Source organism: Mucilaginibacter auburnensis (assembly GCF_002797815.1).
In the GTDB taxonomy this organism is placed as follows: Bacteria; Bacteroidota; Bacteroidia; order Sphingobacteriales; family Sphingobacteriaceae; genus Mucilaginibacter; species Mucilaginibacter auburnensis.
In genome coordinates this window covers 1,605,421-1,628,671 of record NZ_PGFJ01000002.1, presented here as the reverse complement: position 1 = coordinate 1,628,671, position 23,251 = coordinate 1,605,421, and the positions used below count along the sequence as shown (strand labels likewise).

Below are 23,251 nucleotides of genomic sequence, written 5' to 3'. Positions count from 1 at the left end.
ATCTATAATTGATTATATCGCTTTTTCACAGGAAGCTTCCTGCCTCGCAATGAAGGCTTAGGCTTGACAGAAACAAGGGAATTGTTGAATGAGGTAGCAGTAGCCTGCATAACGCCGTTTTCAACGCTATCAACACGGTACGCCTCCGGCACCCACTCCAATCTTATTTTGCAATCGTTATGCATAGTAATATGCTAATTAATTTAGCAATCAAATTTGATAATCATAATATAATCCGCACATTTGCACACAAGCATATCTGCACATCAACTCAATGGCTAAAACCAAGATAGCATATTTTTGTCAAAGTTGCGGCTTTGAAAGCGCCAAATGGCTGGGCAAATGCCCGTCGTGCCAGCAATGGAATACCTTTGTTGAGGAAGTATTGGAAAAACCCAATACCTCGGTCCCAACCTGGAAAGTTAGTAATTCAACCACGCAGCAACGCGCAGCAAAACCCGTAGCCGTAAATGACATTACTTACACCGAAGAACACCGTACCCTTACACCTGATGCTGAATTTAACCGCGTTTTAGGTGGAGGAATAGTGCCGGGTTCGTTGGTGTTAATAGGAGGAGAGCCTGGTATAGGTAAATCAACTCTGATGCTGCAACTCGCCCTAAACATGCCGGGGCAAAAAGTACTGTATATATCCGGCGAGGAAAGCGATAGGCAAATAAAGATGAGAGCGGAGAGATTGTCCGCAGTTAGCAGTGGGCAGTTAGCAGTTAACGAAAAATCCGAAATCAAAAATCCGAAATCCGAAAGCAACCAGAGCTGCTTCATCCTCACCGAAACCTCCACCCAAAACATATTTAAGCAAATAGAAGAATTACAACCCGACCTGGTGGTGGTCGACTCTATACAAACCCTGCATTCGGCACATATTGAATCTACACCTGGCAGCGTATCTCAGGTTAGGGAGTGTACAGCAGAATTGCTGCGCTTTGCCAAAGAAAGCGCTACGCCGGTGTTTTTAATTGGCCACATCACCAAAGATGGTATGATTGCCGGTCCGAAAATACTGGAGCATATGGTTGATACCGTTTTGCAGTTTGAAGGCGACAGGCACCATGTTTACCGCATTTTACGTACTGTAAAGAACAGGTTTGGTTCGTCGTCAGAGTTGGGTATATATGAGATGCTGGGTGAAGGTTTGCGCGAGGTTTCAAACCCATCAGAAATACTATTATCGCAGCGCGATGAGCAGTTAAGCGGCATAACCATATCTGCTACTTTAGAAGGTATGCGCCCTATGTTAATTGAAACACAAGCATTGGTAAGCACATCTCCTTACGGTACCCCTCAACGTAATGCCAACGGTTTCGACACCAAACGTATGAACATGCTGCTGGCCGTGTTGGAAAAACGCTGTGGCTTTAAATTAGGCGCTAAAGACGTGTTTTTGAATATAACGGGGGGAATAAGGGTGGAAGACCCGGCTATTGACCTTGGTTTGGCTGCTGCCATCATATCATCGCATGAGGATATGCCCATACCTGCTAAAACCTGCTTTGCCGGCGAGATCGGTCTGTCGGGCGAGATAAGGGCTGTAAACCGAGTAGAGCAACGAATTGCCGAAGCGCAGAAGCTTGGCTTTGAGCAGATATTTATTTCAAAATACAACCTGCCGCAGGCCGGTAAAGGCAAACAGATAAGCATTGACCTTTCGCGCTACACCATTCAAATAAAACCTGTAGCTAATATTGAGGAAGTGTTTGGCTTGTTATTTGGATAAAAGGCGGCGTAATTGTTTACGCCACCTTTTTATAATTATGGAGTAACAGTAATAGCCAGCTTACGTACCACGTTGTTGGCAAAGTCGGCTACATAGGCGTTTCCGGCTGCATCTACAGCGATACCGGTTGGCGAGCTAAATAAAGATGTTGCGCCTGTTCCGTTAGCATAACCAGTTGTGTTTGCTTTACCTGCAAGCACGTAAAGCGATTTTGAAGAAGCGCGCAGCTGTAATATCTGACCGCCTTTATCAACAATATAAATATTTGATTGCGGATCAATGGTTATAGCTACAGGCGTACCAATTTGATTAGGGTAATTTGGACCACCACCTATAGTGGTTACTATGCCCGTTGTTACATTTACTTTACGTAGAGCTTTGTTTCCCTGATCGGCAACAATAAGGCTGCCTTGTGCGTCAATTGCAACAGAAGCCGGGCCATTAAATGATGCTACATTACTATTGGCTGCAACGCTATTTACATATCGAGCTATACCATCGCCTGCCAATGTAGTAACTACGCCTGCAGATGTTATTTTTCTGATACGGTTATTGCCAAAGTCGGCAACATATAAATTACCGTTCGCATCTAAAGCAAGGCTGCGTGGAACATTAAATAACGCTTTCAACGGATCAGTTGAGTCAGCGTAACCTGCGCTGCCTGTTGGTGAGCCGGCAAAAGTAGTAACCACACCTGCCGCTGTAATTTTTCTGATAGCGTGATTGCCGGCATCAGCAACGTATGTGTTGCCCGCGGCATCAACTACCATTCCTCTGCTGCCATAAAAACGGGCATCTGCCAAATTGCCGTTTACATAGCCACGACCGGAATTGGTTAGTGTGAGTACATCACCTGTTGCAGACACTGTTCTGACGGCGTTATTTACCACATCTGTTAATTGCAACAAACCGGTTTTGCTGTTAAAAGCTATATCCTGCGGGCCGTCAAAGCGGGCGTTGGCACCGGTTCCGTCCACAAAACCAAATGTGCTGCTGCCGGCAATTGTACTTACGTCAACATCCAATTTAAACGTTGAAGATGGAGTTGTGAAAGTTATCACATCTCCATAAAATGTTCCGGCCTTGTTAATTCCGTATGCCCTGGCATAATATTTAGTTGCAGGTGTTAAGCCGTTAAGCTTTCCTCCAAAAACGAAGGCTAAAGAGTCAACGGCAACTTTTGAATCCGCCACGCTAGGCGTGGCGTTGGTAGCGCTATAGCATATACCGTTCGAGGTCATAGCATCGCCAATGCTTAATAATTCTCCACCAATTCTAACAGATGAAGGTGTTACATTGGTTATGATAGGAGCTGTTCCAATATTGATCTCAACCGGTGGTGGATCAGATTTTTTACAACTACTGATAAACAAAGCCACTATTAAAAAAGCTACAAAACTGCCTGATAAATATCTCTTCATGTTAATGTTATATGCTTAGGGCCAAAAAATAGTAATTAAATCGTTTTGGCCGCAGGGTACAAAAGTAGTTGTTTAAACGGTTTTGCCTACCGGCCCGCTACAATAAATTTGTTAAATGTATAGCAATTGTACCATTGTTGGCAGGTTATTAAATCATTTTAACATATATTAACATAAATTTGGACCTTATGTCCACATCCTTGAACAAGTATTCGGCGTATATTAAATAAACAATTCCGGGCAACTCTGCATGAAAATTATAAAAGAAAAGCATTCGTTAGCTATGCGCTGGTTTCACTGGCTCAACTTTCCGTTGCTTGCTGTTATGATATGGAGCGGATTGCTTATTTATTGGGCTAACGATGTTTATTCAATCACGCTGTTTGGTCATACTTACGTACGTTTCTTTCCTAAATGGTTTTATGATGCCCTGGAGATACCGCACCGCCTTTCAGAAGGGATGGCTTTTCATTTTCTGTTTATGTGGTTTTTTACGTTAAACGGATTTTTTTATGTTTTATATACAGCCATTTCTGGCGAGTGGCGACAGTTGCTGCCCAATAAAAATTCATTTAAAGAGGCGTGGCTGGTTTTGCTGCATGATCTGCACATCCGTAAAACAGCTCCGCCGCAAAAAAAGTACAACGCCGCACAGCGTATAGCTTATACGGCAATTATTATAATGGGCTTTGGTTCGGTAATAACAGGTTTGGCCATATATAAACCGGTACAGTTTTATTACCTCACCTGGCTTTGTGGCGGCTATCATTTAGCCAGAATATGGCACTTTGTGCTAACCATAGGTTACGTGCTGTTTTTTTTGATACACATAATTCAGGTAATTTTAGCGGGATGGCAAAATTTTCAATCGGTTATTACCGGGTTTGAGGTAGTAGCCGACAAGCGTTCAATTAACAGGAAAAGTAATGACACCGAAGAAAAATAAAAAACCGCTAACTGTTGATCAAAAGATCAGCCGACGGACATTCATTTCGTTCGGTGCTTTTACGGCGTTATCAGCAAGCGTTTATTTTTCATGGCGTTGGCTGTATAAGTCGCCGCTTGAAATGCCCGCTGCAACAAAGGGAACACGTGCCCCCTTACGCGATGCTTTGAATAACAACGAAAAGATATTTCGCAGCGGATTCAGTCATAAACATCTGGTTAAAACCTACCCCAAATCCATGGCTGCAAAAACAGTACGGTACAACAGCTCGGTGGGGATGAATTTGAAAACGCCGTTTAACGTAGCCGAATGGAAATTGCAGATAAATAAGGCCTCCGGCGAGGTATTGAACCTATCATTGGCTGATATAAAGGCGCTACCAAAAACCGAGATAATTTTTGCGTTTAAGTGTGTTGAAGGCTGGGATCAGATCTCCCACTGGGGCGGTGTTAAATTCGCTGATCTGATCGCACACTATAATCTTCAGGAAGAAACTAAATTTGCATACGTAGCTATGGAAACGCCCGATAAGGGCTACTATGTAGGTATAGATACACCAAGCGCCACGCATCCGCAAACTATACTGGCTTATGAAGTTAACGGAAAGCCGCTGCCGGTTAAACATGGGGCGCCGTTACGGCTGATCATCCCGGTTAAATACGGTATTAAAAACATAAAGCGCATAGGCAGTATTAGTTTTGCCAATGAGCGCCCGCGCGATTACTGGGCCGAGCGAGGCTACGATTACTATTCAGGACTATAATCTAACCCATGTCAGATCTGAAACAAGAGTTATATAACGCATGCCTTGCGTATGTGCAGCGCAGTATTGATGCCGCTCAGCAAGGTATTATTGAGGCCCAACAGGCCGCCAAAGAAGATACTAAAAGCAGCGCAGGCGACAAATACGAAACAGGGCGCGAAATGGCACAGCAGGAAAGTAACCGCAACATGGCGCAACTGCACGAAGCCAATAAGCTTAAAGTACAGTTGCAGCAGGTGCCGTTAATTCCATCATCAGTAGTGGATAATGGGAGTATTGTGTTCACCAACTCCGGAAACTTTTACGTAGCCATAAGCGCCGGCTCTTTACAGTTGGACAGTACTAAGTACTTTGCTATTTCTTTAGCATCGCCCATAGGTCAAAAAATGAAAGGTTTGAAAGCGGGTGAGAGTTTTAACCTGAACGGAAAAAACTATTCAATAAAAGAAGTCAGATAATCTTTAAACCAAGCCCGGCATCATCGCCAAGTATATACTTGCCATTGTAAAAGGGAGGCATGGCAAAAGGGTTATTGGTGGTTAAAAACGGTCCGTCAATGTCGGCCCAATCGCATTGGGGCGCCAGCGCTGCAGCAGCCAGTGTAGCACAACTGGTTTCGCTCATGCAGCCAATAAGTATTTTCAAACCACATTCTCGGGCTTTATCTATCATTTGTTTAGCCTCAAACATGCCGGTGCATTTCATCAGCTTAATATTAATGCCATGGTAAACATCAATGGCTGTTTCTACATCGGTGAGGCGCTGCACTGCTTCGTCACCAATAATAGGTATGGGGCTTTGGGCGGTAAGCCATGCATTACCCTCTACATCGTGCTTCGGCATAGGCTGCTCAATTAAAACTACGCCTTGCTCAAATAGCCACCAAATCATTTCAATTGCTTCGGCGCGGTCTGTCCAACCCTGGTTTACATCTACATACAAAGGTACGTCGGTAACAGACCGTATGGCCGATATGGCAAGTTTATCATCAGGGCTGCCGAGCTTAACTTTTATAACTTCAAACCCTGTGGCTTCCGTAGCTTTTTCGCGCATGGTAACTGGTGTATCAATACCAATGGTAAAGCTTGTGGGCGGCATTAAAACCGGGTTGCTTTTCACTAACTGCCAACAAGGTGTGTTGGTGAGTTTCCCATGCAAATCATGCAGCGCAATGTCAACAGCAGCTTTTATGGCAGTATTGCCAATACTAACGCTATCTAAATATTGATGTATCTCCGGAAAGTTGAAGGGATGCTTAAATTTGGTTATATCTATTTTATCAAGATAGGCTGTTGCACTCTGAATGCTCTCGCCTAAATATGGCACCATTGAGGCTTCGCCGTAGCCGGTAAAGCCTTCGTGCTCAATTTCAACCAACATTAGCGGCGTTGATACCCGCGAATGACCGGAAATGGTGAAGCTGTGCTTCAGTAACAGATCAAAGGGCCGGTAGCTTAGCTTCATATTATACAGGCAAAGCTAATAAAATTTGACTCAACCCCTGCCCCCTCTCTACTGCATAGAGAGGGGAGATTGGAATTACAATCTCCCACTTACCCTTTTTCCGCCGAAGGCGAAGAGAGGGCCGAACAGCGAAGCGTGGTCGGGGTGAGTAAACGAACGGCTGTTTTCACCGATATTCATCCTTTATCCAATTTTTTCACCGCCCAAAAAACCATTTTCACCGAGATGTTGAACAGGCTAACCTATTTTGCATGTGCCCGTTTTAGTTTGTAACTTACTTTTGAATCAACAAACTAAAACAAACAAACTAATACTTACTACAATGGACTACTACAGCAACCCATACATGTCAATGCCAGGTGTAACCAGCGAAGAACTTACCTTTTTGCAACAGGCAACTGCCGAGCTAAGTGACAATCAGAAGAAACACTTTTACCTGATCTACACCGGCAAGCGCAAAAGCCCGCAAGACATATTGATCTTTACCTTAATTGGCTTTTTCGGCGTAGCTGGTATTCAGCGCTTCCTGGTTGGTCAAATAGGCATGGGTATACTTTACTTCTTTACCGGTGGTTTGTGCTTCATAGGTACAATTGTTGACCTGGTAAACCACAAACAAATTGCTACAGATTTTAACCGTAAAATGGCTTACGAAAGTTTCCAGATAGCTAAAATGAGTGTTTAACAATTAAATCTTTACACAATGAAAATTATAGATCAACAATTAGCCGATAGCCTTTTAACCAATTTTGATAAAGAGTTAAAAAGTATTTTGCAAACAGACCTTAACAAGGTAAAAGGCAATAAGGCAAAAAGAAAATAAAAGGATCAAAGCATCTTTTACAAAGAGATCAAAACAAGGCAAGCAGTGGTAAACCGGTTGGGTTAGCGCCACAGAAAATATTGCCCGGTGTTTTGATCTCTGTTTGTTATGCAGTTTTTTCGATCCCCTTGTCGATCCTTTGAAACTGAAATAAATAATTTATTTTCTATTTGAACGCGATATTGATAGCTTAGCTCATATATGAAATTAGCTCAACTTACCGCTTACCTGGAAAGCCTGGCGCCGCTTAGCTATCAGGAAGATTATGATAATGCCGGTCTGATAGTGGGCAATCCCGATATGGAGATCCATCAGGCATTAATATCATTAGATTGCATTGAAGCGGTAGTTGACGAAGCCATTGCTACTGGCTGCCAGCTCATTATATCTCATCACCCTATAGTTTTTAAAGGCCTTAAAAAATTTAATGGCAAAACCTATGTGGAGCGCGTAGTTGAAAAGGCTATCCGTAACAACATTGCTATTTACGCTATCCACACCAATCTGGATAACATCGACACCGGTGTTAATGCCCGTATTTGTCAAACATTAGGCTTACAAAATTGCCGTGTGTTAGCGCCCAAACAAGGCTTGCTTAAAAAGCTGGTTGCCTATGTACCCAATAGCCATGCGGAGCAGGTACGCAACGCGTTGTTCCATGCGGGAGCAGGCAATATTGGTAATTATAGCGAGTGTAGCTTTAGCAGCGCCGGCAGCGGCACTTTTAAAGGCGGCGACGATACAACGCCTTATGTTGGTGAGCCCGGTGAACGCCACACCGAAAGCGAGGTTAAAATTGAAACTATTTATCCGGTTAACCTGGAAAGCAAAATTTTGATGGCACTGGTATTGGCGCATCCTTATGAGGAGGTGGCTTATGATCTGTATAATCTTACCAATCAGCACCAGCAGGTAGGCTCGGGAATGATAGGCGAACTGGAAATACCCATGGATGAAGAGCAATTTTTGTCTATGGTAAAAGATAAATTGAATGCGCAGGTGATACGACATACTGAACTGCGCTATAAAACCGTTAAGAAGGTAGCTGTTTGCGGCGGGGCCGGAGGGTTTTTGCTGAAGCAGGCCGTTGCCGCCGGGGCCGACTTTTTTGTTACTGCCGACTATAAATATCATGAGTTTTTTGATGCCGAGGGTAAGATAGTTATTGCAGATGTGGGACACTTTGAAAGTGAGCAATTTACACAGCAATTATTGTGTGAAATAATTCAAAAGAAATTTAGTAACTTTGCCGTCCGTTTAACAGAAATAAATACAAACCCTGTCAAATACTATATTTAATGGAACAAACCGTTGAACAAAAGCTTAAAGCTTTATATGAACTTCAAACCATCCACAGCAAGATTGATAAGATACGCCAGGTAAGAGGTGAGCTGCCTATGGAGGTTGCCGACCTTGAGGATGATGTTGCCGGTTTGGAAACCCGCATTCAAAAAATAAAAAGCGAGCTGGATGATCTGGAGGATGATATTGTAACACGCAAAAATATCATCAGAGACGCTCAGGCAAATATTAAAAAATACGAGACGCAACTAAACGAGGTTAAAAACAACCGAGAGTACGATGCTATTTCAAAAGAAATTGAAATTCAAGGTCTGGATATACAGGTAAGCGAGAAAAAGATCCGTGAGTTTGGTTTCGAGATCACTTCAAAAACTCAGGTTTACGAGAAAGCTTTAGCTGAATTAGAATCGCGCAAAGCTGACCTTGACGTTAAAAAAGCTGAGCTGGATACCATTACTGCCGAAACAGAAAAAGACGAAGCAGAATTGAATGCACAGGCAGAAAAAGCTATCCCGAACATTGATGACCGTTTGTTATTCGCTTATAACCGTTTGCGTAAAAACGCTAAAAACGGTTTGGCTGTAGTAACTATTCAGCGTGATTCATGCTCAGGTTGCTTTAACCAGATTCCGCCACAGCGTCAATCTGATATCCGTCAGCGTAAAAAGATAATCGTATGCGAGCATTGCGGTCGTATATTGATCGATGAGCACATGGCCGAAGCTGAAGGCACTGAAGCATAAGCTATGAAATCTTATTTAAAAAGGCGGAAGGTAAATTTACCTTTCGCCTTTTTTGCTTATGCGTAATTACGCTACGCCCGCATTATATACAGTCAGCGCGTAAATTCTGATCAATAATGTTCAGGAATCTCCCGCCAATACAGTTCAAAAAACATGCTACCAACATCAGTTTCTAAGTTCAAACTTTTTGATTTTTCTGTCGAGATCAACTATAAAAATGAAATTTTAGCAGGACTTACTGTGGCTATGACCATGATGCCCGAGTCCTTGTCCTTCGCTATTCTTGCCGGTTTGCCACCATTAGTCGGCCTGTATGCTGCCTTTATTATGGGTTTGGTTACAGCAATATTTGGCGGCAGGCCGGGGCTTGTTTCAGGTGGTGCAGGTGCAACTGTTGTAGTGTTGATAGCATTAATGAAATCGCACGGCATTGAATACGTTTTTGCAGCGGTAGCGTTAGCCGGAGTTTTTCAAATACTTGTTGGCGTATTTAAGCTGGGCAAGTTTATCAGGTTAGTGCCTCAACCAGTTATGTATGGGTTTGTAAACGGCCTTGCGGTAATTATTTTTATGGCGCAGCTGGAACAGTTTAAAACAATTGTTGGCGGGCAAGTTGTATGGCTTACAGGTTCCTCTCTTTATATGATGGCGGCACTCGTATCATTAACGGTAGTCATTATTATAGGTGTACCCAAACTTACAAAGGCTGTACCACCGTCGTTAATTGCAATTGTTGTAGTATTTGTGATGGTATTAGTATTCAACATAAATACCAAAACAGTGGGTGACATTGCAACTGTAAGCGGCGGCTTTCCGCCGTTTCATATTCCATCAGTGCCTTTTAAACTTGATACGCTTACCATAATTTTCCCATACTCCCTCATTATGGCAGGTGTTGGCCTTACAGAGGGTTTGCTTACCTTAAATTTGGTTGATGAAATAACCGGCACCCGCGGCAACAGCAACCGTGAAGCAGTTGCTCAAGGCAGTGCCAATATATTGAATGGTTTTTTCTTCGGGATGGGAGGCTGCCCAATGATAGCGCAAACATTGGTTAACCTTTCTGCAGGTGCGCGTGCCAGGTTATCAGGTATTGTCGCCTCTTTAACTATACTTGTAATTATACTTTTTGGCGCACCGGTTATTGAGCGCGTGCCTATGGCTGCTTTAACAGGTGTAATGATAATGGTTGCTATCAGCACGTTTGAATGGGCAAGTTTCCGTATCATCAACAAAATGCCCAGGCAAGACATTTTTGTGGGTGTATTAGTGGCGCTAATTACCGTCTGCTTGCATAACTTAGCTTTAGCAGTACTCGTAGGCGTAATTATATCTGCTTTAGTATTCGCTTGGGAAAGTGCCAAAAGAATAAGGGCGAGGAAGTATATTGATGATAAGGGTGTTAAGCACTATGAAATATTTGGTCCGCTGTTTTTTGGTTCAGTTACAGCCTTTAATGACAAGTTTGACGTGATAAATGATCCAGCTGAGGTGATGATTGATTTTAAAGATAGCCGTGTTGCGGATATGTCTGCTATTGAAGCTTTGAATAAACTTACAGAGAAATATAAAAAGTCAGGTAAGAAATTACACTTATGCCATTTAAGCGAAGATTGCCTTACGCTCCTTAAAAATGCTGATGAGGTTATAGATGTTAATATTATGGAAGACCCAACTTATCGTGTAGCTATTGACAGATAAATGAAAGGGAAATGTAGATATTACATTTCCCCTTTCATTTAATAAACTTTTATCAGCAGTAATTACCTACTATCTGCCTCCCGGTGGGCAATGCTCTTTCAAAAACTTGGTGAATATGGTTTGCAAATGCTTGGTAGTACCCTCGCCTTCTGATATGGAATGCGAACGGTTAGGGTATGACATTAGTTGGAATGGTTTGTTGTACTTAACCAACTCGTTTATCAGCAACTCGGCATTATTATAGTGCACATTATCGTCGCCTGTACCATGAATATATAGTAGGTCGCCTTTCAGGTTCTTGGCGTAAGTAACCGGCGATCCTTTGATAAAATAGGAGCGTCCCTCATCATTAGTTGGTACGCCCATATAGCGCTCCTGGTAGATGTTATCATAAGTTAGCTGATAGTCAACCGCTGCAACCGCTATGCCGGTTTTATATATTTCAGGATACTGGAACATCAGGTTAAGGGTTGAAGAACCGCCACCGCTCCAGCCATGTACCGCTACCCGGGTTGGGTCAACAAAAGGCCATTTCAATATTTCCGCAGCAGCCATAGCTTGGTCGCGAATGTTAATGATGCCTATGTTTCGGTAAATAGCTTTGCGCCATTTAGCACCCTTAGGAGCCGGTGATCCGCGTCCGTCAACAGATATGTAAATGTAACCATCATCCGCCATGCTGCCGGCATACCTTGAATTTTTGCCTGCGCTGTAAGTATCGGCAGTGGTTTGGGTAGCTGGCTCGCCGTATACGTAAAATACAACAGGATATTTTTTAGAAGCGTCAAAGTTGGTTGGCTTCACCATCCAGCCGTCCATCTCAATACCATCAACGGTTTTCACTTTGAAGAACTCAGGCTTGTTTTTAGCAGCTGTGTTCAGTTTTATCTGGGTACCGCTAATATACTTATGGTCCGTTAAACTGATCACTTCGCTTGCAGCTGCTGTATAACTGTTTTGGAACGAATGTATGGCCACTTTGCCATTTGGCGATATATCATAGCTATGGGTGCCCGGCAAAGCATAAGGCGACAGGCGCTCCGCACGGCCGCCGGTCAGTTTTACCCTGTGCAGGTAACGCTGAGTAGCATTGTCCGGCGATGCGATAAAATAGATAAATCCGTTCTTTTCATCAATTCTTGAAATGCTGATCACGTCGTAATCGCCTGGAGTTAGCAAAGTTTCTTTACCATCTAAGCCAACGCGATAAATGTGTTTCCAGCCGTCCTTTTCTGTTAGTAATAAAAAGGCTTTGCCCTGCTTTACCCAATCCCAGCCAACAGCGTTACCGCGTACATCAACCCATGCATCGCTCTTTTCCTGATAGATGGAACGGGCAGCACCGGTCTGTGCATTACAGATAAAAATCTTTTCTTCGTTTTGCGGACGGTTCAATTGCAGCAAAATTAGTTCATTTGCATTGGTGGTCCACTCCATACGCGGAATATAATGCTGCACGTTATCTCCCGGCACATCCATCCATTTGGTTTGGGCAGTAGTTACGTCAACTACACCTATTTTGCAGGCGCTTGGATCTTCACCGGCTACAGGATACTCAACCGGTACTACAAAAGGGTAAGTGGCATCAGTTGTGTTCAGCATCAGGTAGTTTTTGATCTTGCGGGCATCTATCTGCCAGTAAGCAATGGTTTTGCTATCCGGCGACCAGCGAAAGCCGTCGCGTGCATCAAACTCTTCCTCATAAGCCCAGTCAAATGTGCCATTGATCATTCTATCGGTTCCATCGGTGGTTAACGCTTTTGCGGTTCCACCTGCAACATCTTCAACATAAATATTATTGCCGCTTACATAAGCCACCTTACTGCCATCAGGCGATAGCTTGGCAAACATCAGCGATGACGCAGGCTTATCTTTGCCTATTTGTTTTAAGGTTTTGTTGGCTGCGTCAAATAACCAGTAATCGCCGCGGGTGTCCTGGCGCCACACGCGTTTAGTGTTGGTATTGATCAAGATCTTTTGGCCGTCGGCAGTAATGGTAAAACGGCGCACGTTAATAGCCTTACCGCCCTGTGGTGTAAGTTGATCTACGCTGGCAAGAACGGTTTTCTTAGTAGCATCGCGCGCGTCCAGAGATACGATCTCGCCGTTTTGAGTGGTATAGTACTGGTAGCCATCTGGCGCCCAATAGCGTTGGGCATTTGCTGTGTATCCTAATAAAAGAATCGCAAAAAGAGGCGATAAAAATTTTATCAACAATTTCATGAGAATAAATAGTTCAGTTAATGTTAAATAAGCTAATGCTTACTTTTGGCGTTAAATTTAATATTTTAAACCGTTATTAAATCAATATAAACTGAAATAGCGTTAAGCTATTATAAACCTGTTATCTCGGTTATTTATATGAGAAGAATATTGTTGTTAGCCGGCTGGTTATTGCTTGGTAGTGTTGCCGTTGGTCAGCGTGCAGACAGAAGTTTGTTTATTAAAGATAGTTTAGACATGTACATTAACCGGGCCATGACCAACTGGCGTATTCCCGGTATGGCGGTGTGCGTGGTAAAAGATAATCAGGTGGTGCTAATGAAGGGCTATGGCATTAAGGAGATGGGCCTTAATGAAGGGGTGGATGAAAATACGCTGTTCATGATTGGCAGTAATACCAAGGCTTTTACTGCGACAGCAGCTGCTATGCTGGCTGACGCTGATAAACTTTCGTTAGATGACAAGGTGAGTAAATACTTTCCCTGGTTTAAGTTAGAAGATAAGGCGGCGGCAGAAATGGCTACCGTGCGCGATCTGCTTTGCCACAGGCTTGGTCTAAAAACCTTTCAAGGCGATTTTACCTTTTACAACAGTAACCTTAACCGCGTTCAGGTTATTGAAAAAATGGCCTTGCTGAAAACATCTTATCCCTTCCGGACGAAATGGGGGTATACCAATTCTGCATTTTTAATGGCAGGTGAGATCATTCCGAGGGTATCAGGCAAGACTTGGGAAGCGTATTTGAAGGAAAATATTTTTGCTCCGTTAGGTATGAGTAATACAATTGCTCTTACTTCGGAGTTGCCTAAATCATTGAACCGCACGGTTGCCCATACTTTGAATGATGAGCGCCTTACACCTGTGCCTTATGGACAACTGGATAACATGGCACCGGCCATGAGTATTTCATCATCTGTAAATGATATGAGCAAATGGGTTATGGCGCTGCTTAACAATGGCAAGGTTGGACCAAGACAGGTTATACCATCTACTGCCATAGCTGCTACACGGACTCCGCAAGACATAGTTGGAAGAGTTAAACATGTAACCGGCGAGAGCAATTATGAATTGTATGGTCTGGGCTGGTTTCTGCAGGATTACGCGGGGCATAACCTGGTGATGCATGACGGCGGTGTTACAGGTTACGTTTCATCAGTAACTTTGGTGCCCGATGAACGTTTGGGAATTGTGATACTTACGAACACAGACCAAAACGACCTTTATGAGGCCTTAAGATGGGAACTGTTGGATGTGTTTTTGAAAAGGTCTTTCCGCAATTACAGTGAGCAATATTTAACGCGTTCAAAGAATGAAAAAGCGGTTCAATTACAAACAGATAAGAAACTGCGCGACTCGGTTGCCTTGAATTTACAACCAGTGCCGTCTGTAAACGGTTTTACAGGCACATACCACAATAATGTATACGGAAACGTAACGATAGTTCGTGGTCAGAACAATGATCTGGAAATGCGATTTGAACACCATCCCCGCATGTTTGCGAAACTGCAGCCCTTGGGTGGTGCAAGGTTTTACGCTACCTTTTCTGATCCGATATATGGTAAAACGGTATTCCCCTTTACCATTGAAAACGGGAGGGTAGTGGCCGTAAGAGTAAAGGTAGCCGACTTTGTTGAGTCAGACCCTTACGAGTTCAGAAAAGTTAATTGAAATTAACCAGAGTAATATCAAATATCAAAACTGAATTGGCAGGAATAGAACCGGTGTCATTATTTTTGTAAGCTAAGCCAGAAGGTATAAAAAGTTTTATCCTACCGCCCTTGCCAATTTTAGGAACACCAATTTGCCAGCCCTGAATAAGGCCATCCATGCTTGGGAAATAGTAAGGCGTTGTTTTACTGTCAAACACAGTTCCGTTAGTCATCAACTTGCCTTCGTAAGTAATAAAAATACCGTTTGAGGTAGTTGGCTTCACGGCAGCTCCGGGTGTGATTATTTGGTAGTATAAACCCGACTCATCTTTGGTAGCAGTAATGCTGCTATCGGCAAGATATTTAACTATCTGCGCATCATCAAGCTTGGCCTGTGCTGCCGCATCAAATTTATCAGATTTTTTACAAGCTGACATAGCAGCTATTGCGACACAGAAAAACAGTAAATATCTTTTCATATACAATTTATGGTACTTGCCAAACGCAAGTTTAACGCAAAATTACCTTAACTATTTTATTAATACTGTTAAAGAATGTTAAAGCGCTGTTTTAATTTTTAATTCATTTAACTGCGCATCTGCAATGGTTGACGGTGAATCAATCATTACGTCACGGCCAGAGTTGTTTTTAGGGAAGGCAATTACATCCCGAATAGAATCTAAACCGGCAAAGATGGATGTTAGCCTGTCAAAACCGAATGCTATACCACCATGCGGAGGAGCGCCATATTCAAACGCGTCCATCAAGAAGCCAAATTGTTTTTGGGCTTCTTCTGGCGAAAAACCTAAGTGCTTAAACATCAAGGCTTGTAAAGTGCGGTCATGAATACGTATAGAACCACCACCTATTTCTGTGCCGTTAATAACCAAATCGTAAGCATTTGCACGTACTTCGCCGGGAGCTGTATCTAACAAAGCAATATCTTCCGGCTTTGGCGAAGTAAATGGATGGTGCATAGCGTGGTAGCGCTCAGTTTCTTCATCCCACTCCAACAACGGAAAGTCAACTACCCATAACGGCGAGAATTTATTTTTATCTCGCAAGCCTAAACGGTTACCCATTTCTAAGCGTAGTTCATTCAACTGTTTGCGTACTTTATCAGCATTACCGGCAAGCAAAAGCATCAGGTCGCCTTGTTCGGCGCCAAACGCAGCAGCCCACTTGGCAAGCTCTTCTTCGTTATAGAATTTATCAACTGAAGACTTCAAAGTGCCATCAGTATTATAACGGCAGTAGATCATGCCGGTAGCGCCAATCTGAGGGCGCTTTAACCACTCGGTCAGCTCGTCAATTTGCTTGCGGGTATATTCTGCACAACCTTTAGCATTGATACCTACCACCAGTTCGGCGTTATCAAAAATGCCTAAGCCTTTACCTTTTACAAGGTCATTCAGTTCAACAAACTGCATTCCGAAACGGGTGTCAGGTTTGTCAGATCCATATAAACGCATGGCGTCAGCATATTGCATGCGCGGGAAGTTGTCAAACTCAATGCCTTTAATATTTTTGAACAAATGACGGGTCAATCCTTCAAATATATTCAGTATGTCTTCCTGCGTAATGAACGCCATCTCGCAGTCTATCTGCGTAAATTCCGGCTGGCGGTCGGCACGCAGATCCTCATCACGGAAACACTTTACTATCTGGAAATAACGGTCAAAACCGCTCACCATTAACAACTGCTTAAAAGTTTGCGGTGACTGCGGCAGGGCGTAAAATTCGCCTGCATTCATTCGGCTTGGCACCACAAAATCTCGCGCACCTTCCGGGGTTGATTTGATCAACACGGGCGTTTCAACCTCAATAAAGTTCAAACCGTCTAAATATTTACGCACTTCCTGCGCCATTTTGTGGCGAAGCACCAGGTTGTTACGTATAGGGTTACGGCGCAGATCTAAATAACGGTATTTTGCCCTAAGCTCTTCGCCGCCATCTGTTTCGTCCTCAATTAAGAATGGTGGAATTTTAGCTGCGTTTAACACTTCAAGTTCTGATACGGCAATTTCAATTTCACCAGTAGGTATCTTGGTGTTTTTGTTGGTACGCTCAATAACAGTACCACTAACTTTAATAACAAACTCGCGGCCCAGTTCGCGGCTTTTTTCGCGCAGGGTGGCATCAGTATCGGTGTTGAATATCAATTGGGTCAAACCGTAACGATCGCGCACATCAATAAAAGTTGTGCCGCCAAGATCGCGAGATTTTTGCACCCATCCGCATAAAGTAACCAACTGGCCTAAATGACTGATATTTAATTCGCCGCAAGTATGTGTACGTAGCATAGCAGTGTTTTTGTGTAAAGTTTGCAAAAGTAGTGTTTTGAGGTGAAAGCTGAAAGGTATTTTAAGGCGAAAGGTTTGCGGTGAGGTAATGCCAATGAAAAATACTCAATGAAACAGGTTGTATACTCAATGTAGATTGTTGTGGCATTTCAAATAGTGCAAGTTTGGGCATTAATAATTACTTTCAACACCTATAACATGAAGCGATCAGCGTTAATTTTAGTCTTAATTACATTTGCCTGTACCGTATTTGCACAATCTACCACTACTGTAGTTTACAAAACTGCCGAAAAGGAAAGTCAGGTTGTAACTTTTGACGGATATCATAAATTGCCCTTAGAGGGTCTGAGTAGTGTTTGGGTAAGTGTTGCCGCAAGTCGTATTGATGATATACGCTTATCAATGAGAGAGCCTGTTTACGCACATGGATACAAACCCGACCCTAAATATCCGACACGCAAATGGTTACCTAAAACTCCAATTATATTAGGCGTTGTTTATACAAAAAAGAAAGATAATTATCCCCCCAGATATACCATACTATCTTTATCTAAAAGTTATACAGGATATATGATGAGTAGTGAGAATGGGGGTGTTGAAGTGGTTGCTATGGGGGTAAATGAAAGTAACCTGAGCGACTACCGTTTTAGAGCGATTGAGAATGATAGCACAGTGATAATACCTTGGACAGTTCCTAAACTTGAGCAAAAGCATGGTGCAAAGGACGCCTATGGCTATTTAGGAAAATTTTACTTTCCCAATAAAGAAATAACTGTAGAGATTGTTAACACCAAAAATTACAATGTCAGAGATGCTGTTGTTCTTAATTGGCGCAACCATTTAAAGCCGGAAATAACCAGTATAATCGGTTATATAAAAGGAAAAGGTAGTAATACCATAAACCTTGGATTAAGGCCGCCTATCCATATAAGTGCGGATGCTTTAGAAGCTGTAAACATTTCATTTAAAGATCATCAAACTATTCCTTATGATATTTACTGGGTTATGAACAGTAGTAAGTATCATAGCAAAACGGATACCGCATGTATAAGAATTGGTTTAAGGGAAAACACATTCAGTCTCTCTAATGAATATTTTGCAGTACCAGGCAGCTATAAAATTTTAGTTTATCCGGTTGGTACTAAAGATGAAAATAGGAAAAGGAGCGTGACTTTTAAGGTAGACTCTGTGGCAGTTTACAACAAATATTATTCTGTTATACAAATAGTGCCTTATGTCTTACTTGCTCTGCTTGCTTTTGGTATTTACTACATGTTTAACAAACGCAGGTTACGTAAACTAAGACGGCAGAAGGAAGTTGCCAATTTAAAATTAGGATCAGTACGGGCCCAACTTAATCCTCATTTTATGTTTAACGCGCTAACATCTATACAAAATCTTATGCACCAGCAAGACACTAGTGGTGCAAACCACTACCTTTCCAAATTTGCTGATCTTACGCGGCAGGTATTAAATGCTACAACCGCCGAATTGATTAGTTTGGAAGACGAATTGAAGATCATAGAAGATTCTCTACAAATAGAGCAGCTTCGGTTTGGTTTTGCTTACAACGTTAATGTAGATGAGAATATAAACATAGCCAATACCGAGGTGCCGGCTATGCTCATGCAGCCGTTTATTGAAAATGCTGCTAAACATGGCGTTAGTAATAAGTTGCATAATGGAAAAATTGATATTAACATAGCAAGGCAACAGAATGATCTGTTACTTGTGATTACGGATAACGGTAGTGGATTTAATACACAGAATAACGTTGCCACCGGTTTCGGGTTAAAAATTAGCCGGGAGCGTATAGCCTTACTTAACCAATTATACAAAGAACAGCCTATTACATTACAAATTGGTAGTGATGCTAATGGAACAAAAATTACAATTTTGTTATCTGATTGGCTTTAACGCCTGTTTACCATGGAAATAAATAGTATCATAATTGATGATGAGCCTAATAACATTCAAAACCTGCAAACCATTTTGCAAACGCATTGCCCCAATGTAAAAGTTTTAGCTACCGCGCAAAATGCTGATGATGGTATTGATCTTATAAAAAAATATAAGCCCTCTTTAGTGTTTTTAGATATACAAATGCCCCGAAGATCTGGCTTTGACGTTTTAACAGCTTTTAATGAACCTGATTTTGAAGTAATATTTATCACTGCATATGATCAATACGGTATTCAGGCAATAAAATTTTCCGCACTTGATTACTTACTCAAGCCTATTAATATACAAGAGCTACAAAACGCAGTTATCAAAGCGGGAAAGAAAATCAACAATAAAGACAAAGACAAAAAGCTTGAGAATTTAATTGCCAACATTAAGCATGGTCAAAAGGAGATGCCTAAAATTGCGCTTCCCACTTTAAAGGAGATCCGGTATATAAAGGTAGATCAGATTGTGCGTTGCGAAGCATTTGATAATTACACAACCATTTTTACAACTGGTGTAGAGCAAATATTGGTATGTAAAACATTAAAAGAGTTTGCTGAACTATTGAAACAATATGGATTTATACGGGCTCATCAGTCACACCTGGTAAATATCGAATTTGTAAAAAGCTTGCTTAAAGAAGACGGCGGCACACTTTTAATGGACGATAATGCTAAAATACCTATCTCGCGGCAAAACAGAGAAGATGTTAAGGCAGCGTTAAAACGTATGCTTTAACAATGCTGTTGTGATTGCTCTAACATAAATCTGAAATCAAACATCGCAAATGCGAAATAAAAAAAATACCTTTGCCGCATAATTCTCAAGGGGTGCCTTGCTTTGGTTATAAAATAAGCTGCAGGTTATTTTACCAAACTGAAAGACAGGCTGAGATCAAACCCATTGTTGAGATCAGTGATCAGAGAATAGTGATTGGGTAAAAAGCCAATGACTACTGACCAATGACCATTGACCAACATGCACCTGATCCGGGTAATGCCGGCGTAGGGAGAGGTAAAAAGTTTTATTGTATTGTGCATTCAACCCTGGTGCGCTTATGGTTTAACGTGTTTTTATACATTCATTTTGAAAAATTTATTAGCGGCATTAACCGCCCTGCTATTGCCTATTTTGGCATCGGCCCAGTTTTCCGTAAGCGGAAAAGTAACTAACCAAGCCGGCGAAGCTTTGCCCGGCGCAACCGTAATCATTCAAACCTTAAATGCAAATGCCATTACTGACGTAAACGGCAACTATCAATTTAACAATGTAGCTGCAGGTAGCTATACGCTTAAAGTTAGCTACATTGGTTTTGCACCTGTTCAAAAAGCTATACGTATAGCAGGTAATGCCAAGCTTGATTTTGAACTGAGTAACAGCGGCACTATTACTGATGAAGTTACAGTTAACGCAACACGCGCATCGGCTAAATCTCCCACTGCTTTTGCCAATTTGAGCAAAAAGGATATTGAGAAGAATAACTCCGGTCGTGGGTTTGAGTACCTGTTGGAGCAAACGCCTTCAACCGTTGTAAGTTCAAATGCGGGTGCAGGTGTAGGTTACACAGGTATACGTATCCGCGGATCAGACGGCACACGTATCAACTTAACTGTGAATGGCATCCCTATTAACGATGCCGAATCGCAAGGGTCGTTTTCTGTGAATCTGCCCGATCTGGCTTCATCTATCAATAGTATACAGGTGCAGCGTGGTGTAGGTACGTCAACTAACGGTGCTGCATCCTTCGGCGCCAGTATCAATATACAAACCAATACCCGTCAGGATACTGCTTACGCAGAGCTGAATAACTCTGCGGGCTCTTACGGTACTGTAAAAAATACGGTGAATATAGGTACGGGTTTGTTGGGCGATCATTTTACGTTTGATGGGCGCTTATCTCGGATGCTGTCTGATGGGTACATTGAACGGGCTTCGTCTAACCTAAAATCATACTTTTTAAGTGGCGCTTATTATGGCAAGAACAATGTTTTGCGTTTAAATGTATTCTCAGGCCAGGAGAAAACATACCAGGCCTGGAACGGTGTGCCCGAAGAAAGTGTTATAGCAGGTGACAGACGCTATAATGAAGTTGGTTACATCAAAAAAACAGGCGGGTTTTATGACAACCAAACCGATAATTACACCCAAAATCATTACCAATTACTTTACGACCATCAGCTAACCAGCAAATTGTCATTTAGCGGCGCGTTACATTATACCCGTGGTTTTGGTTATTATGAGGAATACAAAAACGATCAGAAGTTAACCAACTACGGCATTACGCCTGTTGTTATTGGTGGTACAACCATAAGCAATACCGATTTAATACGTCAGCTTTGGTTAAGCAATCATTTTTATGGCGTAACGTATAACTTGAACTATAAGCCCGGCAACAACCTCAATATTATTTTAGGAGGAGCTTATAACGAATATAAAGGCGACCACTACGATAAAATAATGTGGACACAGGCCAGTACCAATGTGCCACCCGGATATGAATATGCACGCGATTTTGCCAAGAAAACAGACTTTAATGTTTTCAGTCGCGCGGAATTGACATTAGGAGACTTCTTGTTATACGGCGATGTGCAATACCGACACATTGACTACTCTTTCCTTGGATTTGACAGGAACCTAAACAATGTGCAGCAGGAAGCTTTGCTGGATTTCTTTAATCCGAAAGTGGGTGTTACCTATAATATCAGTCCAAGCAGCAATGTTTATGCATCATTAGCGGTAGGTAACCATGAGCCTAATCGGAATGATTTTACCAATTCAACGCCCGCCAGTCGGCCAAAATCAGAAAACCTGAAAGATTTTGAAGCAGGTTATCGCTTTGGGTCGAAAAACTTCAGCGCTAATATTAACGGCTTTTACATGTTGTACAAAAATCAGTTGGTGTTAACCGGGTCATTAAATGACGTTGGCGCGGCTATTCGTACCAATATTAAAGACAGCTATAGGGCAGGTATTGAGGTAAGCACCCGTTTAGGTATTACCGAGCAGCTTACCTGGCTGGCAAACGCTACTGTAAGTACAAACAAGGTGAAAAACTTTGACCAATACCTCTATAATGCTGATTCGGACACTTACGATTTAACCCAATATAAGAAAACGGATATAGCTTACTCGCCAACTTTCATAGCGGGAAGCACCCTTGCTTATAAACCGATAAACAATACTGAAATAGCGTTTATCAGCAAATACGTAAGCAGACAGTACCTGGATAATACATCAACCGTTAGCCGCTCATTAGCTGCCTACTTTGTTAATGATGTTCGCTTGTCTTATAACTTTAAAGTTAAGGGAGTTAAAAATGTTGGTTTAGGCTTGCTGATCAACAACGTGTTCAGCGAGAAATACCAGTCTGATGGCGCTACCTATCCAACAATTGAAGGTGGGCAGATAAACAACTACAATTATTGGTTTACACAAGCGCCAGTTAACTTTTTGGCGAGTTTGAATGTGAGGTTCTAACATAAAAACAAATCTGTCAATTTGAACGACAGTGAAGAATCTTATAAATCATGCTATACTAAGAGATTGGTTAGCAAAGCGTACAAGATTCTTCACTTCGTTCAGAATGACAAATACAGCATAGGGATGGACATACAACATTGGATAAACCTTTTTAAAGAGCAGATAAAGCAAACTTCTTTACTGGAGTGGGCATCGGTATCATTTGGCATAGCGGAGGTTTTGCTGGCTAAGGTGAACAATGTGCTGTTATATCCGGCAGGCATTATTGGGATCTTACTGGGCTCATATATAATGTTGGATGTTGGCTTGTATGCAGAGACCCTATTGAATGGTTATTACCTGGTAATGAGTATTTACGGTTGGTGGTACTGGATAAAAAAGCGTAACGAGCCACCGGTTAAAATTTCTGCAAATACCCGTCGGGATTGGATAATAACTCTATCAATAGTTTTCGTAGGATGGGGTGTACTGTATGTGCTATTAAAAAACTTTACCGATTCAACCGTGCCAATTTGGGATGCCTGGGTGTCATCAACAGCATGGGCCGGCATGTGGCTATTGGCTAAACGTAAGTTGGAGAACTGGGTTTTGCTCAACGTAAGCAACCTCTTTGCCATCCCGCTACTTTGGCATAAGCAATTGGTAATGTTCTCGGTGCTTACCCTGTTTTTATTTATAGTGGCCATTTTTGGTTTTATAGAATGGCGGGGTATCCTCAAAAAGGATAAAGCCGCCGTGTAATTTAATT

At 42.2% G+C, this 23,251-nt stretch carries 19 protein-coding genes; 13 read left to right on the top strand and 6 right to left on the bottom strand.

Annotated features, from left to right (window positions below):
• Window positions 1-2: 2 nt before the first annotated feature.
• The gene (locus tag CLV57_RS17985; protein WP_100342760.1) at window positions 3-185 is read right to left on the bottom strand and encodes a hypothetical protein; all 183 of its coding nucleotides are present in this window, start codon (window positions 183-185) and stop codon (window positions 3-5) included.
• A gap of 89 nt (window positions 186-274) precedes the next feature.
• Here CLV57_RS17985 and radA point away from each other — a divergent pair, with 89 nt between their 5' ends.
• Entirely contained in the window at window positions 275-1,738 is a 1,464-nt protein-coding gene (gene radA, locus CLV57_RS17980; protein WP_100342759.1) for a DNA repair protein RadA, read from the top strand.
• A 35-nt stretch (window positions 1,739-1,773) separates the two neighbouring features.
• Here radA and CLV57_RS17975 read toward each other — a convergent pair whose 3' ends face one another.
• Complete coding sequence (locus CLV57_RS17975; RefSeq protein ID WP_100342758.1) at window positions 1,774-3,159, bottom strand: NHL repeat-containing protein; 1,386 nt, start codon at window positions 3,157-3,159, stop codon at window positions 1,774-1,776.
• A gap of 250 nt (window positions 3,160-3,409) precedes the next feature.
• Between CLV57_RS17975 and CLV57_RS17970 the strand changes: the two genes are divergently transcribed.
• The 3 genes from CLV57_RS17970 to CLV57_RS17960 are packed head-to-tail and all read left to right on the top strand — an operon-like array spanning window position 3,410 to window position 5,326.
• Window positions 3,410-4,105, top strand: a complete 696-nt coding sequence (locus CLV57_RS17970) for a cytochrome b/b6 domain-containing protein (protein WP_100342757.1) — start codon at window positions 3,410-3,412, stop codon at window positions 4,103-4,105.
• Entirely contained in the window at window positions 4,086-4,868 is a 783-nt protein-coding gene (locus CLV57_RS17965) for a molybdopterin-dependent oxidoreductase (protein ID WP_100342756.1), read from the top strand. Before CLV57_RS17970 ends, CLV57_RS17965 begins: the two co-directional genes overlap by 20 nt.
• 8 nt (window positions 4,869-4,876) lie before the next feature.
• Complete coding sequence (locus tag CLV57_RS17960) at window positions 4,877-5,326, top strand: 3-oxoacyl-ACP synthase (RefSeq protein ID WP_100342755.1); 450 nt, start codon at window positions 4,877-4,879, stop codon at window positions 5,324-5,326.
• Here CLV57_RS17960 and CLV57_RS17955 read toward each other — a convergent pair.
• Window positions 5,319-6,332 carry a dipeptide epimerase gene (locus tag CLV57_RS17955; RefSeq protein WP_100342754.1) on the bottom strand — a complete coding sequence of 338 codons (1,014 nt, stop codon included), beginning with the start codon at window positions 6,330-6,332 and terminating at the stop codon, window positions 5,319-5,321. The genes CLV57_RS17960 and CLV57_RS17955 overlap by 8 nt on opposite strands.
• A 322-nt stretch (window positions 6,333-6,654) precedes the next feature.
• Here CLV57_RS17955 and CLV57_RS17950 point away from each other — a divergent pair, with 322 nt between their 5' ends.
• The 4 genes from CLV57_RS17950 to CLV57_RS17935 all read left to right on the top strand — a co-directional run bounded on the left by CLV57_RS17950 (window position 6,655) and on the right by CLV57_RS17935 (window position 10,901).
• On the top strand, window positions 6,655-7,017 hold the full coding sequence (locus CLV57_RS17950) for a TM2 domain-containing protein (RefSeq protein WP_100342885.1): 363 nt from the start codon (window positions 6,655-6,657) through the stop codon (window positions 7,015-7,017).
• Between the two features lie 339 nt (window positions 7,018-7,356).
• A complete protein-coding gene (locus tag CLV57_RS17945) occupies window positions 7,357-8,454 on the top strand; it encodes a Nif3-like dinuclear metal center hexameric protein (protein WP_100342753.1) in 1,098 nt (365 codons plus the stop codon).
• Window positions 8,454-9,200 carry a zinc ribbon domain-containing protein gene (locus CLV57_RS17940; protein ID WP_100342752.1) on the top strand — a complete coding sequence of 249 codons (747 nt, stop codon included), beginning with the start codon at window positions 8,454-8,456 and terminating at the stop codon, window positions 9,198-9,200. The genes CLV57_RS17945 and CLV57_RS17940 overlap by 1 nt, the downstream gene beginning before the upstream one ends.
• A 153-nt stretch (window positions 9,201-9,353) precedes the next feature.
• Window positions 9,354-10,901, top strand: coding sequence for a SulP family inorganic anion transporter (locus tag CLV57_RS17935; RefSeq protein ID WP_100342751.1), 1,548 nt, complete (start codon window positions 9,354-9,356; stop codon window positions 10,899-10,901).
• A gap of 69 nt (window positions 10,902-10,970) precedes the next feature.
• On the opposite strand, the gene CLV57_RS17930 is transcribed toward CLV57_RS17935, so the two are convergent.
• Entirely contained in the window at window positions 10,971-13,124 is a 2,154-nt protein-coding gene (locus CLV57_RS17930) for a S9 family peptidase (protein ID WP_100342750.1), read from the bottom strand.
• Window positions 13,125-13,262: 138 nt separating this feature from the next.
• On the opposite strand from CLV57_RS17930, the gene CLV57_RS17925 reads away from it, so the two are divergent.
• Entirely contained in the window at window positions 13,263-14,792 is a 1,530-nt protein-coding gene (locus CLV57_RS17925) for a serine hydrolase domain-containing protein (protein WP_100342749.1), read from the top strand.
• Here CLV57_RS17925 and CLV57_RS17920 read toward each other — a convergent pair.
• Complete coding sequence (locus CLV57_RS17920; RefSeq protein ID WP_100342748.1) at window positions 14,785-15,252, bottom strand: FKBP-type peptidyl-prolyl cis-trans isomerase; 468 nt, start codon at window positions 15,250-15,252, stop codon at window positions 14,785-14,787. The two genes, CLV57_RS17925 and CLV57_RS17920, sit on opposite strands and share 8 nt — an antisense overlap.
• A 78-nt stretch (window positions 15,253-15,330) precedes the next feature.
• Window positions 15,331-17,076, bottom strand: coding sequence for an aspartate--tRNA ligase (gene aspS, locus CLV57_RS17915; RefSeq protein WP_100342747.1), 1,746 nt, complete (start codon window positions 17,074-17,076; stop codon window positions 15,331-15,333).
• Between the two features lie 198 nt (window positions 17,077-17,274).
• Here aspS and CLV57_RS17910 point away from each other — a divergent pair, with 198 nt between their 5' ends.
• The 4 genes from CLV57_RS17910 to pnuC all read left to right on the top strand — a co-directional run bounded on the left by CLV57_RS17910 (window position 17,275) and on the right by pnuC (window position 23,244).
• A complete protein-coding gene (locus CLV57_RS17910) occupies window positions 17,275-18,993 on the top strand; it encodes a sensor histidine kinase (RefSeq protein WP_100342746.1) in 1,719 nt (572 codons plus the stop codon).
• 12 nt (window positions 18,994-19,005) lie between these two features.
• A complete protein-coding gene (locus CLV57_RS17905) occupies window positions 19,006-19,761 on the top strand; it encodes a LytR/AlgR family response regulator transcription factor (RefSeq protein WP_100342745.1) in 756 nt (251 codons plus the stop codon).
• 348 nt (window positions 19,762-20,109) lie between these two features.
• Window positions 20,110-22,500 (top strand): TonB-dependent receptor, encoded by a 2,391-nt coding sequence (locus CLV57_RS17900; RefSeq protein ID WP_100342884.1) that lies wholly within the window; start codon window positions 20,110-20,112, stop codon window positions 22,498-22,500.
• A 126-nt stretch (window positions 22,501-22,626) separates the two neighbouring features.
• On the top strand, window positions 22,627-23,244 hold the full coding sequence (gene pnuC, locus CLV57_RS17895; RefSeq protein WP_100342744.1) for a nicotinamide riboside transporter PnuC: 618 nt from the start codon (window positions 22,627-22,629) through the stop codon (window positions 23,242-23,244).
• Window positions 23,245-23,251 lie beyond the last annotated feature (7 nt).